This window comes from Arenibacter antarcticus, assembly GCF_041320605.1.
Taxonomy (GTDB): Bacteria; Bacteroidota; Bacteroidia; order Flavobacteriales; family Flavobacteriaceae; genus Arenibacter; species Arenibacter antarcticus.
Genome location: NZ_CP166679.1, coordinates 3444901 through 3469552 on the forward strand (window position 1 = coordinate 3444901; position 24652 = coordinate 3469552).

Sequence of the window (24652 nt, forward strand, 5' to 3'; positions counted from 1 at the left end):
GAATAAAAAGGCTTAGAATAATATATTTTAATATTTTCATATAAGGAAACAATGTCTGTATCTAATTAATATATTAACCCTCGTTCTTTTTTCTTTTTTTAAGCATCAAATGAAGCATTCTCTTCACCACATCTCTAAAACCTTTATTTAGGACATACATTATCACAAAATTAATAATTACCGAAAGAGCAATAATTTTTAAGGACATTAGCAACCAATGAAACCACGTTTCAATAGTTATATTATAAAACTGTTCAGATAGATAATTTACCGTTACCAGGGTTATCATGGCTGAAAGAATGAGTTTTAAGAATCCTACTATATACTCCCTAATATCCCTTTTAAACCCTTGGGTGAAAACAAAGTAGGGTCTCCAAATCATAATTATTAATATTAGGCTTATAGTTGTGCCCATTAAAACTCCTGTTATTCCATATATATTTATCAGTATAATAGAAAAGACCAAGTTTATTATACTTTGTGTTATTGGCGACCATATATCTTGATATAGACCATAAGCCTGAATAAAAACATCAACCGGTTGCCTAACTTGAAGGATAAAAAAGTTAATTGAAAAAAAGATTAAAGTGCTACTTTCTAAAATATATTGCGAACCTAACCACAAGGATATAAAAGGATCTAACAACTTTAATATTGCAAGTGTAGACAAACTTGCAATAAAAAATCGTAATGCCATAAATTCCCAAAACACTTTTTTAATGTTCGCAGGATCATTCTCCGCTACCAAATTACCTACACTGGCATTGGTCCCAGAAAATAATTTCATAATAAGTGCGGTTAAATTGCTTATAATTAGCATGTAATTACCATAATAAGCTACGCTTTCAATACTTATATATTTAAAAATTAATATATTGTCAGTGCCGCTGCTGACAAAAGTACCCAATTTATGGACGCTAATTTGTTTTATTTTTTGAAGTAACAATGGAAATTTTTTAATATCCTTGTTTTGAATTTTATTGGAAATAATCAACCAGGGATATTCTTTTGCAATTTGCTTTCTTAAATAAAATGAAAATAAAATAGAACTGATTAATTCTAGGGTAATCCAAATAAAGAAGCTTTGCAGATAAAATACAAATAAACATTGCAATAGGATTTTAGAAATTGTAAAACTTTGGGCATATTTTTCTACGATATATGCTTTTTGATCCGCTTGCAATAGAAAAAGATGATAATTGAAAAAATATCCTAACAAGGCATTAGTCAGTAAGGCGAAAAAGGCATAGTAAACTATACCTAGGTTTATAGTAAGTTCATCAAAAATAATTGGAAAGAATGCAGCTAGGATTATGCTTGATCCAATTAAAATTAGCCCGATTTTTTTATATAAATAGCCAAAATAAGTGATAAGATCATTTAGTTCCTTGTGATCCTTATTGAAAATGGGTTTGTACATAGTGTATCCAACTGCAGTTCCAATTCCCAGTTCGGCTAAGTTTAAAAAGCCTAGTATACTTTGAAGGGTAGAGGTAAGTCCAATAAATTCGTCTCCAAGATGGTCTAGGAATACTTTTCGTGCGAAAAATTGCGTAAAAATAAATAGAACATGAAAAAGTACGCTAACCTTGGCATTTTGAAGTGTATTTCTTACTCGTGACATAATTTTAACGTAGCAGTTTTATTAAGTAAATCTGAGAAGAGATACGGAATTCATTTATTCGGAGGAAAACACGATAGACTTTAAATGGCAAATATTTTATTAAAAGGCCGTAGGTAGACCAACTTTGTAGGCTTAAAGCTTTTGAAATCTCATTTTTTATGAGAATTCGCACTTTATAGTGAGGGTCTAAATTATCATGGGAATACAACTCATGGTAATGATACATTAACTGCTGAATCACATGTTTTTTTGCATTGATTTTAATATTATTATTAAAATCTTTAGTTTCATTGAGAACATAAAAGGTAGCGTCAATTGCATCCAATTTTTTTTGGCTATAAGGACTTCGGATTATACTTATGTTTTCCACGTTGTAGCAGTAGAATGGCGTTTTTATGTATCCTTGATGCTTAATTTTCTTTAAAATGTCAATTGTAAAAAATACGTCTTGATGTAATTTGTAAGGTATAAATTTCAAATTTCCAATTATTTTCTTACTATAAATTCTTCTCCAAACTGCAAATTTCTGATTTTCAATGATTCGTGCTAATGCTTCTTCATTCGTTTCGGTCTTAAATTCAAAAAGTTTTTCAGAAATTATTTTATCAATATTAGAATCTGTACTTTTAATGGATTCACATTCCACTACAGCTAAGTCATTATTGATTGCATATTCTATCATTGATTCCAGCATTTCGGGTAGTATCCAATCATCACTATCTACAAATGATATATATTCACCGGTAGTATTTAGAAGTCCTGTATTTCTGGCAATACTGGAGCCTTGATTGTTTTGTTGAAATAGTTTTACTCTTTGGTCTAATTCAACATATTGTTTACAAATTTCAACGCTATTATCCGTGGAGCCGTCATCTATAAGAATTAGTTCCAATTCCTTATAATTTTGATTCAATATGCTTTCAATACAACGATTTAGGTAATTCCCAACGTTATACACAGGGACTATAACACTAATTAATGGATGTGTTGATATTATTTGATCTTTAATAATTTGTGAATTCATCTCTTAACTTTTTATTGAGTGAAAACGATTTTTAAAAAACATTTCCATTTTTGGTTATGTGTATAATTGAGGAAGCTATGATTTTAATAAAGAATTAATGATGTACTTCCATTGACCAATTACATTTTCCTCTTCAAATTGTTGAACGGTAATAATACTTTTTTCTCCAAAAGATTCAATTTTGGATGGGTTAAGCATGAGTGAATTTAATTTATTACTCATTTGATCGGGATTATTAATAGGAACCAAATATCCATTTTCTCCGTCCTTGATGAGCTCTCCCGGTCCTGTTGGGCAATCTGTAGATACGCAGGCTAAGCCAAAGTGCATGGCTTCTATCAATGCGTTGGGAAAGCCTTCATAGGTAGAGCTAAAAGCGAATATTTTTGCTGTGTTATAAAGGGTGTGGATATCTTTTACCAAACCTAATAATTTCACATGATCACTTAGATTTAATTCTGTGATCAAATTGTCTAGGTTATTATATTCAGGTCCATCGCCTGCAATCCATAATTCCCAATTGTTATATTTTGTTAAAGCGAAAGCTCTTATCAATATAGCATGAGCTTTTAAAGAGGTTAAGCGACCCACACTTAAAATTATATTTTTCTTTTGAGAATGGTGGACTAAGGTTCTATTGTTCGTAAGCTCATTTGAAATAGGATTCGGTAAAATCCGTAATTTATTTTCATTTACCTTACCAATAAAAAATTTTTTAATTGTTTCTGTTTGAACAACTAGTATACTTGAAAAGCGATAGCTGATGAGTCTTAATACGCTCCATAGTTTTGGAATTTCCTGATGATAAGGATTGGTCCTTTCGCTGATTATAACAGGTATACAATTTAATTTCCCAATACATGTTCCCAATACATTGGCGGTAGTCATAAAGTTGATCATTAATTCAAAATTATTTTCCCTACTGATATCGTTTATTTTTCTTAATAGTAAATAATTGTTTTTAATCGCTTCAAAAAAATTCGAACTGGGTTCATATTTGTCAAGGCAATGGATATGTTTAACATTTTTATGCAAATCATAGAAAGGAGCGATATTGTGAAAGGTTATAATGGTAATTTCATACGACGTTATCAAATTATTTACCAAAGTCGTCAATACTCTTTCTGCCCCACCCGAAGAAAGGGAATTAATAAGGAAAGCAATTTTATGTTTTTTCATGAAATACTCAATTAATCAATAAAGCGTCTTTATTTGATAATATTTTAATACAAGCCGAAGTTTTATACTTATAGTATTTCACCTACCTGTTATAGCTTTTTAAATTATAGAATTTTATAGGTAGCACCATTACTATCTATATTAACACGTGGATCATTAGAGTTTTTCATAAAAAAATTGGGACTTATAGGCTTTTGTTGGCCTTAGATTTTAAAACACCTTTTACATCATAAAGCACCCCGTCTGGTTTTAGCATGGATTTTAAATCTAAATCTAAGAATTCCTTATGGGCAACTGTTAAAACAATGGCATCGAATTTTTCTTTTGGAAGGTTTTTGGAGGTTTCTAGCCCATATTCGTGGGCAACTTCCTCAGGGGAGGCCCATGGATCGTAAACACTTAGGTTAGCACCATAACTTTTTAGGTTTTTAATGACATCTACCGCCTTGGTATTCCGTACATCGGGACAATTTTCCTTAAAGGTAATTCCCAGGCTAAGGATATGGGATCCCTTTACTTTTATATCGTTTTGTACCATAAGTTTAACCACTTCCGAGGCTACATATTTCCCCATCCCATCGTTCATTCGTCTTCCTGCCAAAATAATTTCGGGGTGGTAGCCATATTCTTGTGCTTTTTGAGCTAGATAATAAGGATCAACTCCTATACAATGCCCTCCCACCAATCCTGGTTTAAAGGGAAGGAAATTCCATTTGGTCCCTGCTGCTTCCAGTACATCATGGGTATCTATTCCCATTAGATTAAATATCTTCGCCAATTCGTTTACAAAGGCAATGTTGATATCACGCTGTGAATTTTCAATGACCTTGGCCGCTTCTGCTACTTTAATACTTGTAGCCAAAAACGTACCTGCAGTAATGACCGAGGCATATAAATCGTTTACCTGCTTGCCAATTTCAGGGGTAGAGCCAGAGGTCACTTTTAAAATTTTTTCTACGGTATGTTCCTTATCTCCAGGATTGATTCTCTCTGGGGAATAGCCCGCAAAAAAGTCTTTGTTATACCTTAGTCCGCTTATCCTTTCCAGAACAGGAACACACTCATCTTCGGTAACTCCGGGGTAAACGGTAGATTCATAAACTACCACATCTCCTTTTTTAAGTACTTGCCCCACCGTTTCGCTGGCCTTGTACAAAGGAATTAATATAGGTCTATTGGTACTATCTACCGGGGTAGGTACTGTAACAATATAGTAATTGCAATCCGCAATGTCCTTGAGCTGATTGGTGCAAAACAAACCACTGTCCATCTTTGGGCTATCACTCAAAACCGCTTGTAAAACATCATCCTCCACTTCCAAGGTGTTGTCTTTTCCGGACCTAAGTTCTTTTATTCGGTTCTCATTTATATCGAAACCAATAGTAGGATACTTAGTGGCGAACAAACGCGCCAAGGGTAGACCTACATACCCTAATCCAATAACTGCAATCTTGATGTGGCTCATATCTTTTTAATGCTAATGGTTGTATTAATTATTTTTCCCAATTTGGTAATATTCAAACCCTTTCTCTTTCATAAGAACGTCATTGTATTGGTTGCGACCGTCAAAAATAACTGGGGATTTCAATTGAGTCTTTAATTCTTCAAAATCTGGAGATCTAAATTCTTTCCATTCGGTAAGCAAGATCATAGCATCCGCATTTTGTAGTGTTTCATATTTTGAGTTATGATACGAGACTCCTTCTAAGTCCTTTAAATAGAAGTGCGCTGCCTCTTTCATTGCTTTAGGGTCATACGCCTGTATTTTAGCTCCTCGTTCTACCAAATCTTTAATAACATAAATTGAAGGTGCCTCTCGCATATCATCGGTCTCTGGTTTAAAGGCCAAGCCCCATACCGCAAAGGTTTTCCCCCTTAAATCCGCTCCAAATTTTTTGGTTACTTTGTGCGCAATGACTAATTTTTGGCTATCATTTACGTCTTCAACGGAGGTAATGAGTCGGGCGGTATACCCATGTTGTTCTGCCGTCCTTTTTAAGGCTTTTACGTCCTTGGGGAAGCAAGACCCTCCGTAGCCTGAACCCGGATAGATAAAGCTATAGCCTATTCTACTGTCCGACCCTATACCTATACGTACCTTATTGACATCGGCCCCCACCAATTCACAGATATTGGCAATTTCGTTCATAAAGGAAATTTTAGTAGCCAGCATTGCATTGGCTACATATTTTGTCATTTCAGCCGAACGCACGTCCATCTGAATCAGGCGATCCGCGCTGCTTCTGAAAAAGGGACTGTAAAGGGTTCTCATTTTTTGTGCAGCTTCATCATTATCTGCTCCAACGACTACCCTGTCTGGTTTCATAAAATCATTAATAGCATCGCCCTCCTTAAGGAATTCTGGATTAGATACCACATGGAAATCAAGGGTAAGCTTCCGTTTGTCTAGTTCCTTCTGAATGGTGGCTTTTACCTCATCTGCCGTGCCCACGGGAACGGTAGATTTATTCACCACAATAAGGCTGTGGGTCATATGCTGCCCAATTTCTTGTGCAACCTGCAATACGTATTTTAAATCTGCCGAACCATCCTCGCCCATAGGAGTACCTACGGCAATAAAAGCAATATCACATTTTTCTAAATGAGAACTTAGGTCTACGCTGAAATATAAGGTCTTGTTTTTTATATTCCTTGCAACCATGGCCTCTAATCCCGGTTCGTATATTGGAATTATTCCTTGTTGAAGATCTTCAATTTTTTTGGTATCTACATCTATGCAGGTAACTGCATTTCCCATTTCAGAAAAACAAGTACCGCTTACCAAACCGACATATCCTGTGCCTATTACGGTTAAATTCATGCTATAATCTATTTATTATTTTAAGTTAGACCAATACCACTGAATGGCTTCTTTTAAACCTTTTTCAATATTAAATTGTGGGTTATATCCCAGTAAATTTTTCGCTTTATCAATAGATGCCAAAGAGTGGGGGACATCTCCCTGTCTGTTGGGGCCGTAGCTAATCTCTACCTCTGCAATTTTGGGGTCAAACTCAGCCAAATACTTCTTTAACAAAGAAACCAATTCATTTAAATTAGTGCGGTCTCCATAAGCTACATTATAAACGGTATTTATGGCTTCTGGATTAGTACTAACGATGGCTCTTAGGTTCATTTGTAGTACATTATCTATATAAGTAAAGTCCCTGGAATAGGAGCCGTCCCCATTAATCAAAGGAGATTTATGTTCCATTAATTGCATTACAAACTTTGGGATAACGGCTGCATAGGCCCCATTAGGATCTTGTTTCCGTCCAAAAACATTGAAATAACGCAATCCTATGGTTTCTAAACCGTAAGTCTTACTAAATATTTCCGCATACAATTCGTTTACGTATTTAGTGATGGCATAGGGGGATAGCGGTTTCCCTATTACCTCTTCTACTTTTGGTAGCCCCACTGAATCCCCGTAGGTTGAGGAACTTGCTGCATATACAAAACGTTTAACCTTAGCGTCCCTTGCAGCCACCAACATATTTAAAAATCCAGATACGTTAACCTCATTGCTGGTAATAGGATCTTTTATGGATCTAGGAACCGATCCCAAAGCAGCTTGATGCAAAATATAATCTACACCAAGACAGGCCTTTTTGCAATCTTCTAAATTGCGAATATCTCCCTCTATTAATGTAAACCTTGAATTTCCTTGTAAATGGGTAATGTTTTCGCGTTTTCCAGTGGCAAAATTATCTAAGCATGTTACTTTGTTTCCATTTTCTAAGAGGGTTTCACAAAGATTGGAACCTATAAAACCGGCTCCACCTGTAACTAAAATATGATATTCGGCATTAAGACCGATATTTTTTAAATCCATTGATATTGATTTTGAAAATCAAAGATGTTGAAAACTTGCGACAATGTTTTGTTTTTTATGTTAAGTCCTAATAAAATCCGATGAAGTGAATTTTTTCAACAATTTCTAATTGGTAGGGGGAAGCCTACAGGGTGTATTTGATTTCTATAAAGTTCATTTTACACCAGTTCATAGATGTCTATGAGATAAATTCCGTTCCGTTATCACATCTTATATATTTGGGAGTCCCTGTATCTTCTTTCAGGTTCTCCAAGGTTACATTGACCGCCAATGATGGATACGACAGTCCTGCATCAATGGCGTTAGGTTCACGGTTACAGGCGTAATTTGCATTAAATATACGAACTTTACTACTATCAATAAGCGTATCCTCATAAAGTCCATTTTGTAGCACTCTTCGAGCTGTGAAGGTGCTTCCAAGGGCTGCTTTACACGTATTACCAACCGTTACTTATGCATATGTCTGAGATTTATATTGCGATACTCAGCTTCCGGTTCCATTTTAGACCCTCACGACGGATTTTTTGGGAAGCCTAAATTATTATGGTTAACATTTACATGTCGTCTATTAGCTTTTATTTTTTTTTAATTAATGACCTAAAATAACTTTTCTAAAATATAAGTTGAATTTATAGATTACTTCTCTTAATTTTCGCATCAATCACAGTAATATTAGCTTCATTATTAATAGTATGGGTTGAAATTAAATCCTCCTCCCAATTTGGTAAAATTTCATTAATCTTAATCTCATGGTAACTTTCTTCGTTTAGAATGGTTATTTCAAGCATGTGGATTCCATAACCATAATGTTTCGAACAATTCTGAGCAGGTCTGTATAAGCGACCTTCACGTTGAATTATTTTACCGGCTGGTCTTGCGTATCTAACATCAGAAACGATTGGATTTTGAGGATGGGGAATCCAATCTCCATTAATTAGAGAATTGGAATAGAAAAGGAAAAGTTCATCATCTGACGTAAATGTTCCGCTATTTTCTTTGATATTAGTAAATAACCAATACTTTCCATTATGTTTTAATATGGTAGAATCTACTGCTTCAATATTATTAAATAGTATTTCTTTGAAGGTCCATTTTAATGGGAAATTCTCACATTCATATATTTCAACTGTTTTATTTTCTTTGGTTTCCGGAATCATGTAATATTTGCCTGAGTCTTCAATTATAAATGGATAGGAGAGATGGTAATCCTTCTCCAAAATGGGTTTTGGCTCCTTGTACTCCCCTTTTTCATTCATTTCAATTAGTACGATCGTTCCTTTGTTTTTATCATATTTCAGTTCTTCAATAAAGATATAATAGGTATTGTCTTTATAAACAACAAATGGATCAGCCCAAAACCGATCTTTCGGAGGGGTTATTCTTTTAAATTCAAAAAGGGTAGTAGAGATATCTGTGTTTTTATTTAACCTAAACAGCACTATCCATTGATGAAAATTAAAATGATCTGTTATTTTCAACTCAATTTTCCTACTTATATGGTGTAAAATGGAATTGCAAAGGTTTAGGGTGTTGGGGATTTTATAAGGTTTATCATAAAATATAATTGGAGCAGAATTCATTTGATTCTTTTTACTATAAAATTCTGATGGTCCCAATTGATATAGTTCTTTTAAATTTCTAGGAATAAAAGATACAGTTTTCCATAACGAATTATTTAAACTGCGATGTAAACTATTCTTATCAGTTTTAGAATAAGAATTAAATAATATAACCTCCTTTGGTTCAATACGGTTGATCCAAGCTGATAACGTTATTTTAGTGACATTTTTATTTTCTAAAAATTCTTGTACCCCATAAAGTATTGGTTGAAGTCCATTGTGTTCACCAAAATAATATGTCCATACCCCGTAATTGGTGAATTTTACAAACTGTTGAATAAAAGAACTTGAATCAAATTTAAGTAATATGTCAAGCTCGGGGACTGTGTATTTGTTTAGCTCTGAGGGTATGAATTCATCATCTTTAATTGTTAATTTTATAGATTCAACATTCGAAATTTCTTTTATATCTAACAGGGATTTTATTTCAAAAGCATCTTGATTTAGTGAATACTTTTGTTGGTCATACTTCATGAATTTTTGAAATAGGAGATTCTTTTTTTTATTTTTCGGAATTTCGTTTGTTAATATCACCAATTTAAGGTTAAAATCATTGGAATTTGAAATTTGAGAAATCACCTCGAAAATCCAATTGTAAACCTTGAAATCGTCAACAATTAATCCAATTCGTAATTTTTCAAGTTTCATAGATGGTTATTATAGTTATAAAGTAGAAAGACGAAAATAATTCTTAAATTTTATAAAAAACTATTTATATAAAATATTTTGTGAAGGTTTAAGATGTAAAACATAATTAAATTTATGTAAACAATGTATTATTAAGGGTGGTTTCAAGCATCTCAAACGGCAAGTTATCTTAAACTATTTATCAGAAAGAGGGTTTTAAGTTTTGACCTTATTACTTCATGATAATGGAGGAATAGTAATTTTTTTTTTACCACTTGTTGTCGATGTTCTCTATTGATTAAACTACTAAAACCCAAGGTTGGACAAGTTTATTAGAATTATTAATTAACTTATTATAGATGATGCGGTATTTATTATTTTAAGGATAAATTTAAGGGTTGTTTACAAATTTTTTATAGCATTTTCCACCTCATATATTTGCGGGTTCATTTAGTTTAATCTTTTGTAATTTGGTTTTCACTCAAAGAGATTTTTTGGTATTGTAGAATTTTGTGATGTTAGCATTTAAGATTGATAAATTAATTGTCTGATTATAAAGTGATCGTAATGCTTTATATTATAGTAACTCCTCTTTAATCTGTGCTTTTTGAATTTAAGTATTACTTATATAGATTCCAAAGGGTATATGCATAGATACTCAGTCTGAAATTGAAGCAATACTATATGGATCATATTTCAATAATATTCTTTATACCACTCTATATATGAGGACACTCCATCTTTAATAGAAGTATTTGGGCTATAGTGGTAATCCCTTTTCAAAGCATCTACATTAGCCCATGTTTTAGCTACGTCTCCAGGCTGCATAGGTAACATTTCCCGTTTTGCTTTGATTTGCAATTTGTTTTCAATGGCTTCGATAAAATCGAGCAATTTCACTGAATTATTGTTTCCTATATTATACAATTTATAATTCTCATTTTCTGTAAGTCGATCTTTGGTATCTTTTTCAACGATACGTACAACTCCCTCAACAATATCATCTATATAGGTAAAATCGCGTTCCATTTGGCCGTTATTGAATACTTTGATCGGTCTGTTGTGAAGTATAGCGTCGGTAAAGAGGAACATGGCCATATCTGGTCTTCCCCATGGGCCATAGACCGTAAAAAAACGCAAGCCTGTAGTAGCAAAATCGTAAAGGTGGCTATAGGTATGCGCCATAAGCTCATTACTTTTTTTACTGGCTGCGTATAGGCTAATGGGATGGTCTACATTATCACTGGTTTCAAAGGGAATTTTTTTGTTTAATCCGTAAACGCTACTACTACTTGCATATACCAAATGGTTAATATTGTTGTGTCGGCAATTTTCCAAAACGTTAAGAAAACCAACAATATTACTATCTATATAGGTTTCTGGGTTCTCCAAACTGTAACGTACCCCTGCTTGGGCTGCTAGATTACAAACCACATCAAAATTTTGATTTTTGAACAAGGTTGGAAGGGCTTCCCTATCTTCTAAATTGAGCCGGATAAATTTAAATAAGGTGTTAGGGAGTTTGCTTGTGTATATTTTATTAAAACGTTTAGCCTCCTCTTTAGAGATGCCCAATTCTTGCAATCGGGCGTATTTAAGGTTTATATCATAATAGTCATTAATATTGTCCAATCCTATGACCTCATGTCCTCTTTGAATTAATTTCCTGGATACATGGAAACCAATAAACCCGGCTGCCCCAGTTACTAATACTTTCATAATTAAAATGTTTACCAACAAATATCGGGAGATTTTCCATGCCTAAAGACAATTTCATAAAGCAGTTTGTATATTTTTCAAGAAATCGATTGTTGCAGGTATAATTAACGGTTTAACTAACTAAACTTATACTTTATTAATTTTCGTACATTTACTTAAATCAAATTATATGTTAGTACATCGAGTTCTACAATGCCAAAAGAAGGCATACCGAAATAGGAAAAGTGCCACCAGATCAAATTTATAACACTAAAAAAATAGCATCATAATCAACAAAGAAATACATTTATACTGTCTTAAGGAAGGGGAGTAGTTTAATACTTCAAAAATATTCAACATGCTTAAAGATTATCTTCCAACGTTTGAACTTGTTAAAAAGGAAAGTCATGAATTTAGGTTCACTGTTTTTATTCCTGTTTACAATGCCGAGAACACGATTGGTAAGGTATTCGATTCTTTAGAAAATCAAATATTCAGGGATTTTGAAATAATAGTGATTAACGACGGCTCTACGGATAATAGTCATCATGTGATATCGCAAAGAATAAGGCACCTAAATTTTAGGTGCACTTATATAAAAAATAAAACAAATGTGAATAAGATGGGCGTGTTTATTCAAGCCATCAAATTGGCAAAGGGAGATTTTTTTTTAACCCATGACGCAGACGATGAATGTATCCCAGAAGCTTTAGGTATTTTTAATGAACGTTATGAAGATATTCCAGAGGATTTAAAAATTAAGATAAGTGGAGTTACCAGTAGGTGTAAGAGTCAGTTTGGAGAATTAATAGGAAAGCCCTTGCCTGAAGATCCCTTTTTTAGTAATTCTTTTGAAAGTTCGGTTCTGCATGATTTATCGTTTGAAAAATGGGGATTTGTAAAAACCAGGTTGTTGAAAAGTATACAGATAGATGATTTTATCATAGGAAAAGGTTTAATTCCAGAAGGTATTATTTGGTTAGTATTTGCCAAACAAGGATATATTACGAAATACTGTTCGGATATTCTGCGAATATATCATGTTGACAATACTAACAGCCTAACATCCCTAAAATATGATAAAAAAGCATTAGGGATGGCACTTCATGGCTTACTATTCATTAATTATTTTTATAGTGACTATTTTTTAAAAGCCCCAATGCATTTTTTAAAAAGAACATATGCCATTTTAAAAAGTGCTAATTTTTTAGATTATGATTTAAACAACTATTTAGCCTCTATAGATCCTATCCTTATAAAGATGATTTTTCTATTGGTATGGCCTATTAAAAAGTATTTATAAAAAAAGTTTTGAAAAATCTTTTAGCAACCCTATTGGGTCTGTATTCTTTGTTGTTTAGTGAGAAGCGCTTTATACTTATAATTATTGTATACTGATTTTACTATTGTAGTGCTTAAAGGAATCTTTATTAGATAATTTTGAGAATATGGAACTCTAGTTTATAGTATTCCTACATTCTTTTATTGGTTGTTTGTGGTGTTTTATGGGCCAAATATTTTTGTAACCAACTTTATTTTTCACCAGTATGATTGTTGAAATACTCTAAGAATATTAAAATCTATAGATTGGGTCAACATAATATTTTTTATTTTGGAAGTAAAAGGATGTAGCTAGTGCTTCGTTTTTTGTGTAAATGAATTTCCTATTACCAGTGTTTAATAGGGTTAGGACTATATTCGAATAGGAGGAGGATTGGAGAGGTTGTAACGAGATCTTTTGGAAACTGCCATTATACTTACCAGTGTTTCTTCATTAGAAATTTCATGAATATAAAAAAACCCGAAAATTACTTTCGGGATTTTTTAGTGTATTTAAATTAAATTGGAATACGATAGTAGCCCTAGTTAATTTCTATTTATTTTCCTTCCGTTTTAAGGTTTTATTTTTGGGTCAAGGAATATAGGAATTCTTCTAAATTAGTATATCCATCCCCATTCCTATCTTTTTGTCCGTCGCTATCATCCTTTGAATCCAAATTATTGACAAGTTCCCAGTTGTCATCTAAGCCATCACCATCACTATCAGGATATGGTGTTCCATTGGATAAGGTAGGGAATGTTCCGGAAAATGAAAGGGTGCCAGTCTTTGCTTTGATGTTGGTTATTAGGCTTTTATCAACGCTGTCTCTTTTCCAAGGAAATGCCCCAGCATTTGCCAACAATCCTTCTTTTAAGCCGGCTATAGGTTTAGGTGAATAAGTACTTCTATATAATGGTGTGTTTTTCCTCCATGAATTTCCTGATGGATTGTATACACCTACAAACGCAAGATCTATTGAGTTACCTTCCGCATATACATAGGTCTTATCCGCAGTGTTACTTGTTGATGTGTAAGATGGATTAATACCTGTATAAGAGATAGGATAATCAGTAGCTGGGTTGAAGCTATTGGAAGATTCAAAAATATTATTTTCAATGGTCGCCATCAATCCTAACCCCATTCCAAACGCCCAATCAAAACCATATACTAAATTATTGATTTCCTCAAAAACAAGGTAAGTTCCTAATTGTTGGTTACATTCAAGGTTCCTACTCCTACTTAATGCTAGAATATTATTAATTACAGAAAGATCTTTATTTGACCATGTTAAAATGTTTTTATCAGCTCCTGTTAAGATTGAATTTTGTATGGTTACGTTTTTAGCATTTACTACTGATATATTTTCATCACTAGACCATGAAAATGAACATTGGTCCACTATAATATTATTCAGGTTGAACGAATATAATGATCCACCACCTTTTATCCTTAAGGCATCATCACCGTTTGCAGAACCCCTGAAACGAATATGCCTTATGATGACGTTACTTGTGCTCACGGCTAAAGTGCCTTCTCTTATCAATATGCCATCACCTGGAGCTGATTCCCCTGCAATAGTAAGATTTGGGTTATCAATGTTAATTATTCCCCCCTGCATATCTATGGTTCCACCAACTCTGAAAACAATGGTTCTAGCACCACTAGCTTCTAAAGCTTCCCGTAAGCTACCAGAACCAGATGCCTTTAGGTTTGTAACGTATATAACCTTACCACCTCTACCACCAGTAGTATTCTTACCAAAACCTTCGGCTCCGGGAAACGCTTTTAATTCGCCCATATCCGTAGGTTCGGTTGATGTTGTGGTTTTATCAGTAACCTTCACTGTGCCCGTTTCTTCCGTCACAGTATTATCTGGATTGGTGACTGAGGTGGTGTATGTAAAGGTATCCTCCTTGGGAGTTTCCGTTTCAGGGTTTACTTCTGAGGTATTGTCCGTATTAGGAGTATAGGTAATAGTATTATCCCCATTTATTACAGCGGTACCTTTGGATGGTACACTCACCTCGGTTATTGTTACTTCACTTTCTTCTTTAAAGGTGTCGTTTTTTAGGGGTTCTATAATCACAGGCTCTTCGGAAGTAACTTCTACGATATCTTCTACTACATCCGTTACAGGCTCTACAGTGACATCAACCGATACAACTACCTCAGAGGTGGTATCGTCTTCATTGGTGACTTCTAATGTAATTTCGATTTCATCCGAACCATTATAGTCGTTCGAGGGAGTGTATATTGCTATACTGTCTTCTTTGATGATGATTTCACCATATCTAGGTTTTGAACTACGCTTATATCTTCTTCTTTCTATCCTTTTACTAGATTTGTTATATAGGAAGTTGAAGGATACAGGTTGATCTTCTTCGGTAGTAAATACTGCATTTTCTAAATCGAGAATTACTTCATTTGGTTCATTGCTTATTTGATTTTCTTCCACAACATATTCTGCCAACAGATCTGAATCCTTGTTGCAGGATATACTTAAAAATAGGACAAAACATGACAGGGTCCATTGAATTAGATTCGAGGGGGTAATTTTCATAAGTGTAAGACTTTAAATTAAATGATAATCATTTGGGGTTTATACTAATTTTTATTTTAACTACATTATCGACAAAATGATTAATAACTTCGACAAACTGCCTTTTTGTAGTGGTAATAGTGGTTTTACGTTTGCTTTTTTATGTTGGATGTTTAGTATCCCGTTATTCGATGAAATACACCCTTTTTTAAGAAATAAGTTATTTATCAGTGAGAATATGTCACCTAATAAACCTGAATATGGGTTCATCAAAACTTCGACATATTAAATGTTACCGAATTAATTACTTTTTAAATTTGATAAATATGTCAACCGGTGCATGTTTTGAAAGAAATTTTTAATGGAGTAGTGGGTTTGGCTAACTTGAAAGTATTGAGTTTAAAATATAGTGTAGCAACACTATTATACGCTAGGCTTTATTTTCATAGAGATGTTGGTTTCCAGTCTAGTAATGTTTCCCACGCACTTTATAACTTTTTAACTAAACAGGTTTTACTTTAATTATGAGTTTTATTAGGCTAAACATTCTGGATGCTAAAGCTTTCTATGTTTTTAAGGTAAAAAGGCGGTATTCTTAATGGATATTAGAATAAATTATATCACTTGGTTGGATAGATAATGGTAATTAGATTCTCTTATTCCTGGAAAGGATAAATTGGACTTTAGCTTGTACTTATCGCTAAACGGAGACAATATCTATACAGAGGCTTTTAGAATGCAATGCATTATTCTTTTGAGCCATTCTCTATTTTTAACTCTTAACGAGGATCTATCAGGATTTTATTTGGCTGGACCAATAATTGTACTGAGTGGCATTGAGATATAGGTCAGCTGTAACAAGATATATTGGAAACAGCCTTCAAATCAGTGTTTCTTAATACCTAATTCATGAATATAAAAAATCCCGAAAATTACTTTCGGGATTTTTTAATGCGATAAATTAAGTAGGAATACTATAATAGCCCTTGTTAATTTTCCTTTATTTTAAAGTTTTATTTTTGGGTCAAAGAATATAAGAATTCTTCTAAATTGGTGTATCCATCACCATTTCTATCTTTCTGTCCATCACTTCCATCTTTTGGATCTAAATTGTTGGCAAGTTCCCAGTTATCGTCCATACCGTCGCCATCAGCGTCAATATAGGGAGTACCGCCTTTTAAAGATGGGAATGTTCCGGATCGTGAAATAGTACCTGTCTTAGCCTTGATATGTGCAATTACTCCTTTATCAACACTATCCCGATTCCATGGAAATGCTCCCGCATTTTTTATTAATTCCTCCTTTAGGCCGGTTACAGGCTTGGGAGAATAGGTGCTTCTGTACAATGGAGAATTTTTTCTATAATCATTGTTATTCTTGTTGGAATCGTAAACACCTCTAAATGAATTATCAGCTGTGTTTCCTTCAGCGTATACATAGGTCATGTTTGCAGGATTGCTCGAATTGTAATAACTGGGATTAATATCAGTAAAGGATATGGCATAGTCCGTGGTAGAGTTAAAGTCATTGGAATCCTCAAAAATATTATTTTCGATGGTTCCCATTAATCCAACACCATGTCCTACGCCCCAATTGAACCCATAGACCAAGTTATTGATTTGTTCATACAGTAGGTAGGATCCTAATTGTTGATTGTTGGTGATGTTTCTTGTTGCTGTTAAGGCCATTATATTATTTATAACGGAAAGATCTTTATTAGACCAAGTTAAAACGTTTTTGTCAGCAAGTGCCAAAATCGAATTTTGAATAGTTACATTTTTAGCGTTTACTACTGATATATTTTCATCACTAGACCATGAAAATGAACATTGGTCTACTATAATATTATTCAGGTTGAACGAATATAATGATCCACCACCTTTTATCCTTAAGGCATCATCACCGTTTGCAGAACCCCTGAAACGAATATGCCTTATGATAACGTTACTTGTGCTCACGGCTATAGTACCTTCTCTTATCAATATGCCATCACCAGGAGCTGTTTCTCCTGCAATAGTTAGATCTGGATTACCAATGTTAATTATTCCTCCCTGCATATCTATGGTTCCACCTACTCTGAAAACAATGGTTCTAGCGCCACTAGCTTCTAAAGCTTCTCGTAAGCTACCAGAGCCAGATGCTTTTAGGTTTGTAACATATATAACCTTACCACCTCTACCACCAGTAGCATTCTTACCAAAACCTTCGGCTCCTGGAAACGCTTTTAATTCGCCCATGTCCGTGGTTACAGAAGGTTGGGTAGGGGGAGTTGGATTGTTTTCCTCAGTTACCGTTACCGTTACCTTACCAGTTTCTGTCGTTGCTGAATTATCTGGATTAGTGACACTTGCGGTGTAATCAAATTCGTCTGTCCCCGTTTTATCGGTATCGGGAGTGTAGGTAATGGTGTTGTCCTCGTTTACCACAGCGGTACCCATGGTTGGGGGAGTAACCTGGGTGATGATCACATTTTCAGGGGCTTCAGCTGCTTCATTTTTCAGGGGTTTAATCACAATAGGGATGTTAGCCAGAGTAGTAACCTCTGAATTTGCCAGGATGGCATTGGGGTTTTCTACAACATATTCTGCTAAAAGATCGGAATCCTTACTACAGGAATAACTTAAAATGAAGACAACAGCAACTAGGGTAAGTTGAAGGAGATTCTTGGGGTAATTTTTCATAAGTAAATTAAAATTAGGGCAATACTATAACGTCTTGAGCGATGCAATATTATTTGTTTTCTAAATAAGGCACGTTAATATGCTTTATTTTTCGATGAAATGCACTTTTTAATAAAAATAAAATACTTTTCGCTTGTTTGAAATAGCATTAATTGTTTTTTTAGATTAAATAATGTAATCGCGTCAATTTTGGATTTGATCCAGTTAATCTTCGAATACAGACTTTATACGCATGGAAGTTAAAGATGGATTTTCAAAGGCATTGGTTTAACATTAATTTATGATTATTATCGATGAAATGCATAGATATTTGTCGAGCTACCAAAAAAAGGACATCCAAAGAGCTCCATAATACGTATATAAAGAATTCATTCTTCATTTTCACTCGATTAACTAATATTCCGCTAGGAAGAAGTTAATATCTTGCTCGATTAACTAATATTCCGCTAGGAAGAAGTTAATATCTTGATATATTAAAATATCAAATACATGGCTAGTTTCACCAGCTTTCTGTCTTTTATCGATATTCGGAAAATAGGTTAGGAATACGTAAGAACTTATCTCACTATTGGTGTTGAATCCTTTATTTATTGTTCTTTTAAATAATAGCTAACTAGCTTTTACTTTTATCTCGCGTGTTGATCTAGAGTAAGTTGTGGCTGATAAAGGGTTCGATTGATGTTATGGGTAGATTGAGATTACAGGATAAGTATATTAAATGTAGATGTTTAATGGATAGTAGGTTTATCAACTGTTCTCTTTAGAATATAAATTGTCAAGAAACTCGTGAATATCCTCTATATTGGATGCTAATCGAATATTACATGTCTTTTATCGTTGGATATTTTTTTATTCAACAATCCACACAATCTTTCTCGGTTGAAACCTTCGCAAAATGATTTATTTTGGTTTAAACCAAATTAATTAAAGCGTAAACTATTCTTGTAATGCTATTTAATTCATTCGATTATTTTAGCACCTTAAGATAACAGGTATTACCCTCAAAAATGGAAATATTGCCGGAAATAATATAAATTAGAATGCATAATACAATAAAAAAGGAAAGAAATATAAAACTTGATTTAATTCGATTTAGTGGGGTTCTCATTATTATGATAGCTCACTCCAGCCCTCCAAGCTGGCTTTTTCAACTAAGAAATTTTGGCACCCCACTACTTATTTTGGGATCGGCCTTGACATATTCCTTTATATATAAAAACAGATCGATTAACAAAAGAGAATTTTTCAAAAAACGATTGAAAAGGCTAATTATTCCTCTGTGGGTATTTCTAACATTTTTTTTCTTGTTCTTTTGGATTGCTTCATTAATTATTCAAAAAGATTATCCATTTTCTACAATGCGAATATTTAATTCCTATAATTTATATCACGGAATTGGTTTTGTTTGGATTTTTAAAGTTTATATTATTTTAGCATTAATAACTCCCTTTGGTCTTAAAATAAGTTATTCAAAAATTAGTAACCTAAAGTATTTCGTCTCACTAATTATACTTTATTTATTTTATGAAATTTCTATGTATTATTTTTTTCATAGCATTCCAGATGGTTTAAAAGATCTTATTTCTCAATTTTTTTTAATTATTATCCCCTATTCAGCTCTTTTCTTTTATGGTCTTAGATTACATACTTTAAGTAATAGAAATATTGCTATTATTATTGTTACTTCTTTTATTATATTTATGCTTTTAGCATTTCAAAAGTATAATGAATTCGGGATATTTATACCAACACAAGGTTACAAATACCCTCCTACTTTATACTATCTCTCATACGCTTTTTTCTTTATAAACTTAATTTATTTTTTTGTAATGAAGTGTATTAGACTCACAGAACCTAAAAAAAATAAAATAATTATATGGCTTTCTACCAATTCCCTTTGGATTTATTTGTGGCACATCTTCGCTTATTATTTATGGGAATTCTTAGTGGGACGTTTAATAAGTCCTGAAATTTTTGGAAGTTTTGGCAAGTTCCTGATAAACACTTGTTTTTTATTGATATTTGGAGTTGTAATGACCTTAATCCAAATAGATCAAGTTGATAAGTTAACAATAAAAAGCAGCACTTCTTCAAAAAAAGCTTTGTCTCTACTTAAATAACAAGCAACTATACAGCTCCACCCAAATAAAATTTCATGAACAAGTCGGAAATTAAAATTCTACATCAATTCAGAATTTATTAATACACCACAAAAAATCATACAGTGTTAAACTTCACTAAAATAAGGGGGTGAAAATTGGAATAAAAAACTGATGTTTGGTATATTAAAGGTGAAACTCTCACATAATGCTTTTAAAAAAGAACACTAGTCCAAGTACCGAAGATACGCAATTGCTAACGATATTTAAATCCCGTTTTGGTGGTTTTGTAAATCTTGCCTAAATCCGTCTTGTCTGTCATCTTATCACGTCCCTGTGCAATGTCTGGATTGTAAATTACTCCAAGTTTTCTTCTGGATTCGATATCGAGGCCTATGCCCAGAGCAATTACTGCCTTGCTCAATAAATTGGGTAGTAAATTCTTCGCTACTGAAGAGCCATTAGAAATTGTAGATATAAAGTTTTAGTTAATGATGACATTTTATTGTCGCGTTTTAGGTTAAAACCCAACACTTTCATTGCAGTTACTTTAGTTTCTATAAATTTTTTAGCATCCATGAAAAAGCAGTAAGTCGAGTATCTTTAAAATGAACTAAAAATTAAAGATATGAACTCTCAAATTACTGCCACACCTATGTTATACATTGGTATTGACATCCACAACCGAGGTTGGAATGTCCATTGTAGTATAGGTTATGGGATTACATACCATTTATAGACCCTAAAAGCTATAAATTCCCTTATCTACTAAAGGACCTAAAACAGAGTATTTTAATCAGCTATGGCAGACCGACATGACTTATTTCCCTATGTTTCATGACTTTATGTATTGGAGTGCAATCATTGATGTATATAGTAGAACAATCTTTAATTGGAGTATTTCAAATTCAATGAACAAAGAGCTATTACAGGATACTATTTCCGAATACGGGGCTCCAGAGGTGCACAACTCCGATTTGAGGTCTCCATGCACCAGTACCCATAATATCGATTTACTCAAAGAACACTACTTACAAGTTTCAATGGATGGTAAAGGAAGGGCCTTGGACAACATATATATCGAACGTTTCTGGAAGTCGATCAAATATGAAAAGCTATATCCGAATCCTTCAAACGATGGGCTAGATCTCTATTAAATGATAAGGGAGTGCATTGAGTTCTACAACACCAAAAGGAGGCATATCGAAATAGGAAAAGTGCCGCCAGATTAAATTTATAACACTAAAAAAATAGCATAATCATCAACAAAGAAATGCATATATATTGTCTTAAGGATGGGGATTAGTTTATGTATAACTATATAACTCGAACAATTATTATAGTTTCCTCAATCTAAAAAATATGACACTGCTGTATCGTTTAATTATTGTTATAATGATATTCATCCGATTTTTTGAGAGTTTGCCGAAATATGAGTGTTTCCAAAGCAATCGTCCAAAATTACCTCTATTTTTATACTGCAAGAGAGGGTGAAATGGGAAATTATTTTTATACCAGTATCGAGCAAAGAATAGGAATATTGTATTTCTACCATTATAAAACATAGGTTGATGCCAGTGGAGAATTTCTATGTTTTAAGTTATTTGTAAAGGTTCCTCGCTTTTGTCATGTTAAACTATTTTAAATTAAAATTCAGCAACCAAATGATACAAAATTACTTAACCAATAAGGTACATAAATATACTTCTAAGTGGATTGTATTGGCGATTGATTTGATGATGATTGCTATTACTTTTGTGTTTTCCTATATTATAAGGTTTAATCTTACCCTCGATTTCGAAATTGATATGTTGTTATTGCAATTACCTATAATAATGGTAATAGGCTTGCTGTCTTTTTTGATTACCGGCTCTTATAAAGGAGTAATTAGACATACAGGGGTAAGGGATGTGTACAATATATTTAATGCAATTTGCCTTACCAGTATTATAACCATATTTATGGTTGTTTTGAATAGGGAGGTAGATTATATGGAAAAATTCACCGTACCCTTATCCATTATTATTATACACAGTTTATTGGCCTTTATGGCTTTGTGTGCGTCGCGTTATATCTTTAAAACCGTCTACTATAACTTGATGAAACAATTTAAAGTGAGCAAAAACGTGCTTATTTATGGAGCGGGAGAGTCGGGCATCCTTACCCAAAACGCACTTAGTAGCCATTCTAGTAGTACATCAAAGGTTGTAGGCTATATTGATAATGATAAGGAAAAGGTAGGAAAGAATATAAATGGAGTCAGGGTTTATGGCCCGGAAGTCTTAACCATGAATTTTATAAAGTCTCATGTAATAAGTGAAATTATTGTCTCCATTCAAAATATAGACCATAATCATCTGAGGGAATTGGTAGAGGAATTAGTTGATTTCCCGGTGCAGGTAAAAATTGTTCCTCCTATAGAGCATTGGATTAATGGGGAGCTTAGAATATCTCAAATTAAACAGATTCAGATTGAGGATTTATTGGATAGAGCCCCAATTGATATCCAAAACAAGAGAATTGCGAACGAGCTAAAAGATAAAGTGATCTTGGTGACTGGAGGGGCTGGTTCTATTGGTAGTGAGTTGGTAAGACAAATTGCAAATTGTGAATATCGGTCTTTAATCGTTATTGATCAAGCGGAATCTGACTTATATGATTTGGAACAAGAGTTAAAACAAAATGGGTTTCATAATTTTATTCCCATGGTAGGGGACATTAGGGACAAGAATAGAATGTCCTCTATCTTTCAGGAATTTAGGCCCAATATGGTCTTCCATGCTGCGGCCTATAAGCATGTGCCATTAATGGAATACAATTCTTACGAAGCCATTAAAATTAATATTGCTGGGACCAAGGTTATCGTAGATCTTTCCATTGATAATAATGTGGACAAGTTTATCTTTGTTTCTACGGATAAGGCGGTAAACCCCACCAATGTGATGGGAGCCACCAAAAGAATTGCAGAGATGTATATTGCTTGTGCACAGCAATACCAAAAAACCAAGTTTATCACCACCAGATTTGGGAATGTTTTAGGTTCTAACGGGTCCGTAATCCCACTCTTTAAAAAGCAAATAGAGAAAGGTGGGCCACTAACGGTAACCCATAAGGATATCACTCGTTATTTTATGACCATTCCTGAAGCAGCGCAATTGGTTTTAGAGGCCGGAGGAATGGGGCAAGGAGGGGAAATATTTATTTTTGATATGGGTAAATCTGTTAAGATTTTTGACCTTGCCAAAAATATGATTAAACTGTCCGGATTAAAATATCCAGAAGATATTGATATAAAGATAACAGGTCTTCGACCTGGTGAAAAGTTGTACGAAGAGCTATTGGCCAATGGAGAGAATACCATGCCTACCTACCACAAGAAAATTATGATCAGTAAATCTAGGGAATTGCTTTATGAAGAGACAAGGTCTAAAATAAACGAATTGTGTGTTTCAAATATGTTCTTTAATGAAAATACCATTAGATTAATGAAAATTATTGTTCCAGAATATATTTCAAACAATTCGGAATTGTGTAAATTGGATAAAAAGTTTGTTGATAATATCAAAACTACCCCTGAAGTCTTACAATCATAAATATCACTATTATTACAAATTAAATTATTGGCTATGCTAAAGAACACAAAAGGCTTCTTATTTTATTTTTTGGTCTTATCAATTTTTGTTTTTACATCCTGTGCTTCCAGAAAACAGGTAGTGTATTTTCAAGACATAGGGAATTTTGAAACCTTGGTGAATACCAATCGTTCGGTTTCTAAGTTTAAGGTAGATGATTTGGTGTCTATCCATGTTTCTTCTTTAAACCCTGAAGCAAGTGAGCCATTTAATCTCTATAGAGGGAGTGGTGGTGTATCTAGTAGCAGAACTGAACCTGTGGATTATTTAGTAGATGAATCAGGAGAAATCGATTTTCCTGTAATAGGAAAATTAAAAATAGAGGGGTTGTCCCCAGAGGATTTGCGACTAGACCTTAGAAATCGACTTGCGGAGTATTTAAAAGACCCCATCATTAATATTCGTTTACAGAATTTCACGGTGACCGTCTTAGGAGAGGTGAATAGGCCAGGCACCTACCCGGTAAATGGAGAGCAGATAAGCATTTTGGAGGCCTTAGGATTTGCTGGTGACCTTACCATTCGTGGCGTACGAAATAATGTATTGGTTATCCGTGATTTTAATGGTACCAAGGTATACACTAGGATTGATCTTACCTCCAAGAAAATGGTAGATTCTCCTGTGTATTACCTTACCCAGAATGACGTGGTGTATGTAGAGCCCAATAAATCTGGTATAACGGCTTCTAGTTTGGATCAGAGGGCCAGTATTGCCATCTCTATTATTTCAGTACTAATAACTTCAACCGTTATCTTAATCACCAGACGATAATAA

The 24652-nt window shown here is 33.6% G+C and carries 17 protein-coding genes; 5 read left to right on the forward strand and 12 right to left on the reverse strand.

Translation table 11 applies throughout. The features are described 5' to 3' along the window. Positions 1–73: 73 nt before the first annotated feature. The 9 genes from KCTC52924_RS14260 to KCTC52924_RS14300 form a co-directional block, all read right to left on the reverse strand. A complete protein-coding gene (locus tag KCTC52924_RS14260) occupies positions 74–1624 on the reverse strand; it encodes a lipopolysaccharide biosynthesis protein (protein ID WP_251806738.1) in 1551 nt (516 codons plus the stop codon). 4 nt (positions 1625–1628) lie between these two features. Beyond that, positions 1629–2648, reverse strand: coding sequence for a glycosyltransferase (locus KCTC52924_RS14265; protein WP_251806739.1), 1020 nt, complete (start codon positions 2646–2648; stop codon positions 1629–1631). 75 nt (positions 2649–2723) lie between these two features. Further along, positions 2724–3827 (reverse strand): glycosyltransferase family 4 protein, encoded by a 1104-nt coding sequence (locus KCTC52924_RS14270; RefSeq protein ID WP_251806740.1) that lies wholly within the window; start codon positions 3825–3827, stop codon positions 2724–2726. A 184-nt stretch (positions 3828–4011) separates the two neighbouring features. Continuing rightward, a complete protein-coding gene (locus KCTC52924_RS14275) occupies positions 4012–5292 on the reverse strand; it encodes a nucleotide sugar dehydrogenase (RefSeq protein WP_251806741.1) in 1281 nt (426 codons plus the stop codon). Positions 5293–5316: 24 nt separating this feature from the next. After that, complete coding sequence (locus KCTC52924_RS14280) at positions 5317–6648, reverse strand: UDP-glucose/GDP-mannose dehydrogenase family protein (protein ID WP_251806742.1); 1332 nt, start codon at positions 6646–6648, stop codon at positions 5317–5319. Between the two features lie 15 nt (positions 6649–6663). Beyond that, positions 6664–7662, reverse strand: coding sequence for an SDR family oxidoreductase (locus KCTC52924_RS14285; RefSeq protein ID WP_251806743.1), 999 nt, complete (start codon positions 7660–7662; stop codon positions 6664–6666). A 178-nt stretch (positions 7663–7840) separates the two neighbouring features. Further along, positions 7841–8056, reverse strand: a complete 216-nt coding sequence (locus KCTC52924_RS14290) for a hypothetical protein (RefSeq protein ID WP_251806744.1) — start codon at positions 8054–8056, stop codon at positions 7841–7843. A 235-nt stretch (positions 8057–8291) separates the two neighbouring features. Next, complete coding sequence (locus KCTC52924_RS14295; protein ID WP_251806745.1) at positions 8292–9929, reverse strand: hypothetical protein; 1638 nt, start codon at positions 9927–9929, stop codon at positions 8292–8294. A gap of 675 nt (positions 9930–10604) precedes the next feature. After that, entirely contained in the window at positions 10605–11627 is a 1023-nt protein-coding gene (locus tag KCTC52924_RS14300; protein WP_251806746.1) for an NAD-dependent epimerase, read from the reverse strand. Positions 11628–11964: 337 nt separating this feature from the next. On the opposite strand from KCTC52924_RS14300, the gene KCTC52924_RS14305 reads away from it, so the two are divergent. Next, on the forward strand, positions 11965–12909 hold the full coding sequence (locus KCTC52924_RS14305) for a glycosyltransferase family 2 protein (RefSeq protein ID WP_251806747.1): 945 nt from the start codon (positions 11965–11967) through the stop codon (positions 12907–12909). 598 nt (positions 12910–13507) lie between these two features. On the opposite strand, the gene KCTC52924_RS14310 is transcribed toward KCTC52924_RS14305, so the two are convergent. After that, a complete protein-coding gene (locus KCTC52924_RS14310) occupies positions 13508–15487 on the reverse strand; it encodes an Ig-like domain-containing protein (protein ID WP_251806748.1) in 1980 nt (659 codons plus the stop codon). 992 nt (positions 15488–16479) lie between these two features. Beyond that, positions 16480–18147 carry an Ig-like domain-containing protein gene (locus tag KCTC52924_RS14315; protein WP_251806749.1) on the reverse strand — a complete coding sequence of 556 codons (1668 nt, stop codon included), beginning with the start codon at positions 18145–18147 and terminating at the stop codon, positions 16480–16482. A gap of 1040 nt (positions 18148–19187) precedes the next feature. On the opposite strand from KCTC52924_RS14315, the gene KCTC52924_RS14320 reads away from it, so the two are divergent. Then, complete coding sequence (locus KCTC52924_RS14320) at positions 19188–20267, forward strand: acyltransferase (protein WP_251806750.1); 1080 nt, start codon at positions 19188–19190, stop codon at positions 20265–20267. Positions 20268–20502: 235 nt separating this feature from the next. Here the strand turns inward: KCTC52924_RS14320 and KCTC52924_RS14325 are convergent, their stop codons facing one another. Next, positions 20503–20670 (reverse strand): hypothetical protein, encoded by a 168-nt coding sequence (locus KCTC52924_RS14325; RefSeq protein ID WP_251806751.1) that lies wholly within the window; start codon positions 20668–20670, stop codon positions 20503–20505. A 331-nt stretch (positions 20671–21001) separates the two neighbouring features. On the opposite strand from KCTC52924_RS14325, the gene KCTC52924_RS14330 reads away from it, so the two are divergent. The 3 genes from KCTC52924_RS14330 (at position 21002) to KCTC52924_RS14340 (ending at position 24649) form a co-directional block, all read left to right on the forward strand. Next, positions 21002–21403 (forward strand): DDE-type integrase/transposase/recombinase, encoded by a 402-nt coding sequence (locus tag KCTC52924_RS14330; protein ID WP_353057473.1) that lies wholly within the window; start codon positions 21002–21004, stop codon positions 21401–21403. 507 nt (positions 21404–21910) lie between these two features. After that, positions 21911–23839: a nucleoside-diphosphate sugar epimerase/dehydratase gene (locus KCTC52924_RS14335; RefSeq protein WP_251806752.1), complete on the forward strand. Its 1929-nt coding sequence runs from the start codon at positions 21911–21913 to the stop codon at positions 23837–23839. Between the two features lie 33 nt (positions 23840–23872). Then, positions 23873–24649 (forward strand): polysaccharide biosynthesis/export family protein, encoded by a 777-nt coding sequence (locus KCTC52924_RS14340; RefSeq protein WP_251806753.1) that lies wholly within the window; start codon positions 23873–23875, stop codon positions 24647–24649. Positions 24650–24652 lie beyond the last annotated feature (3 nt).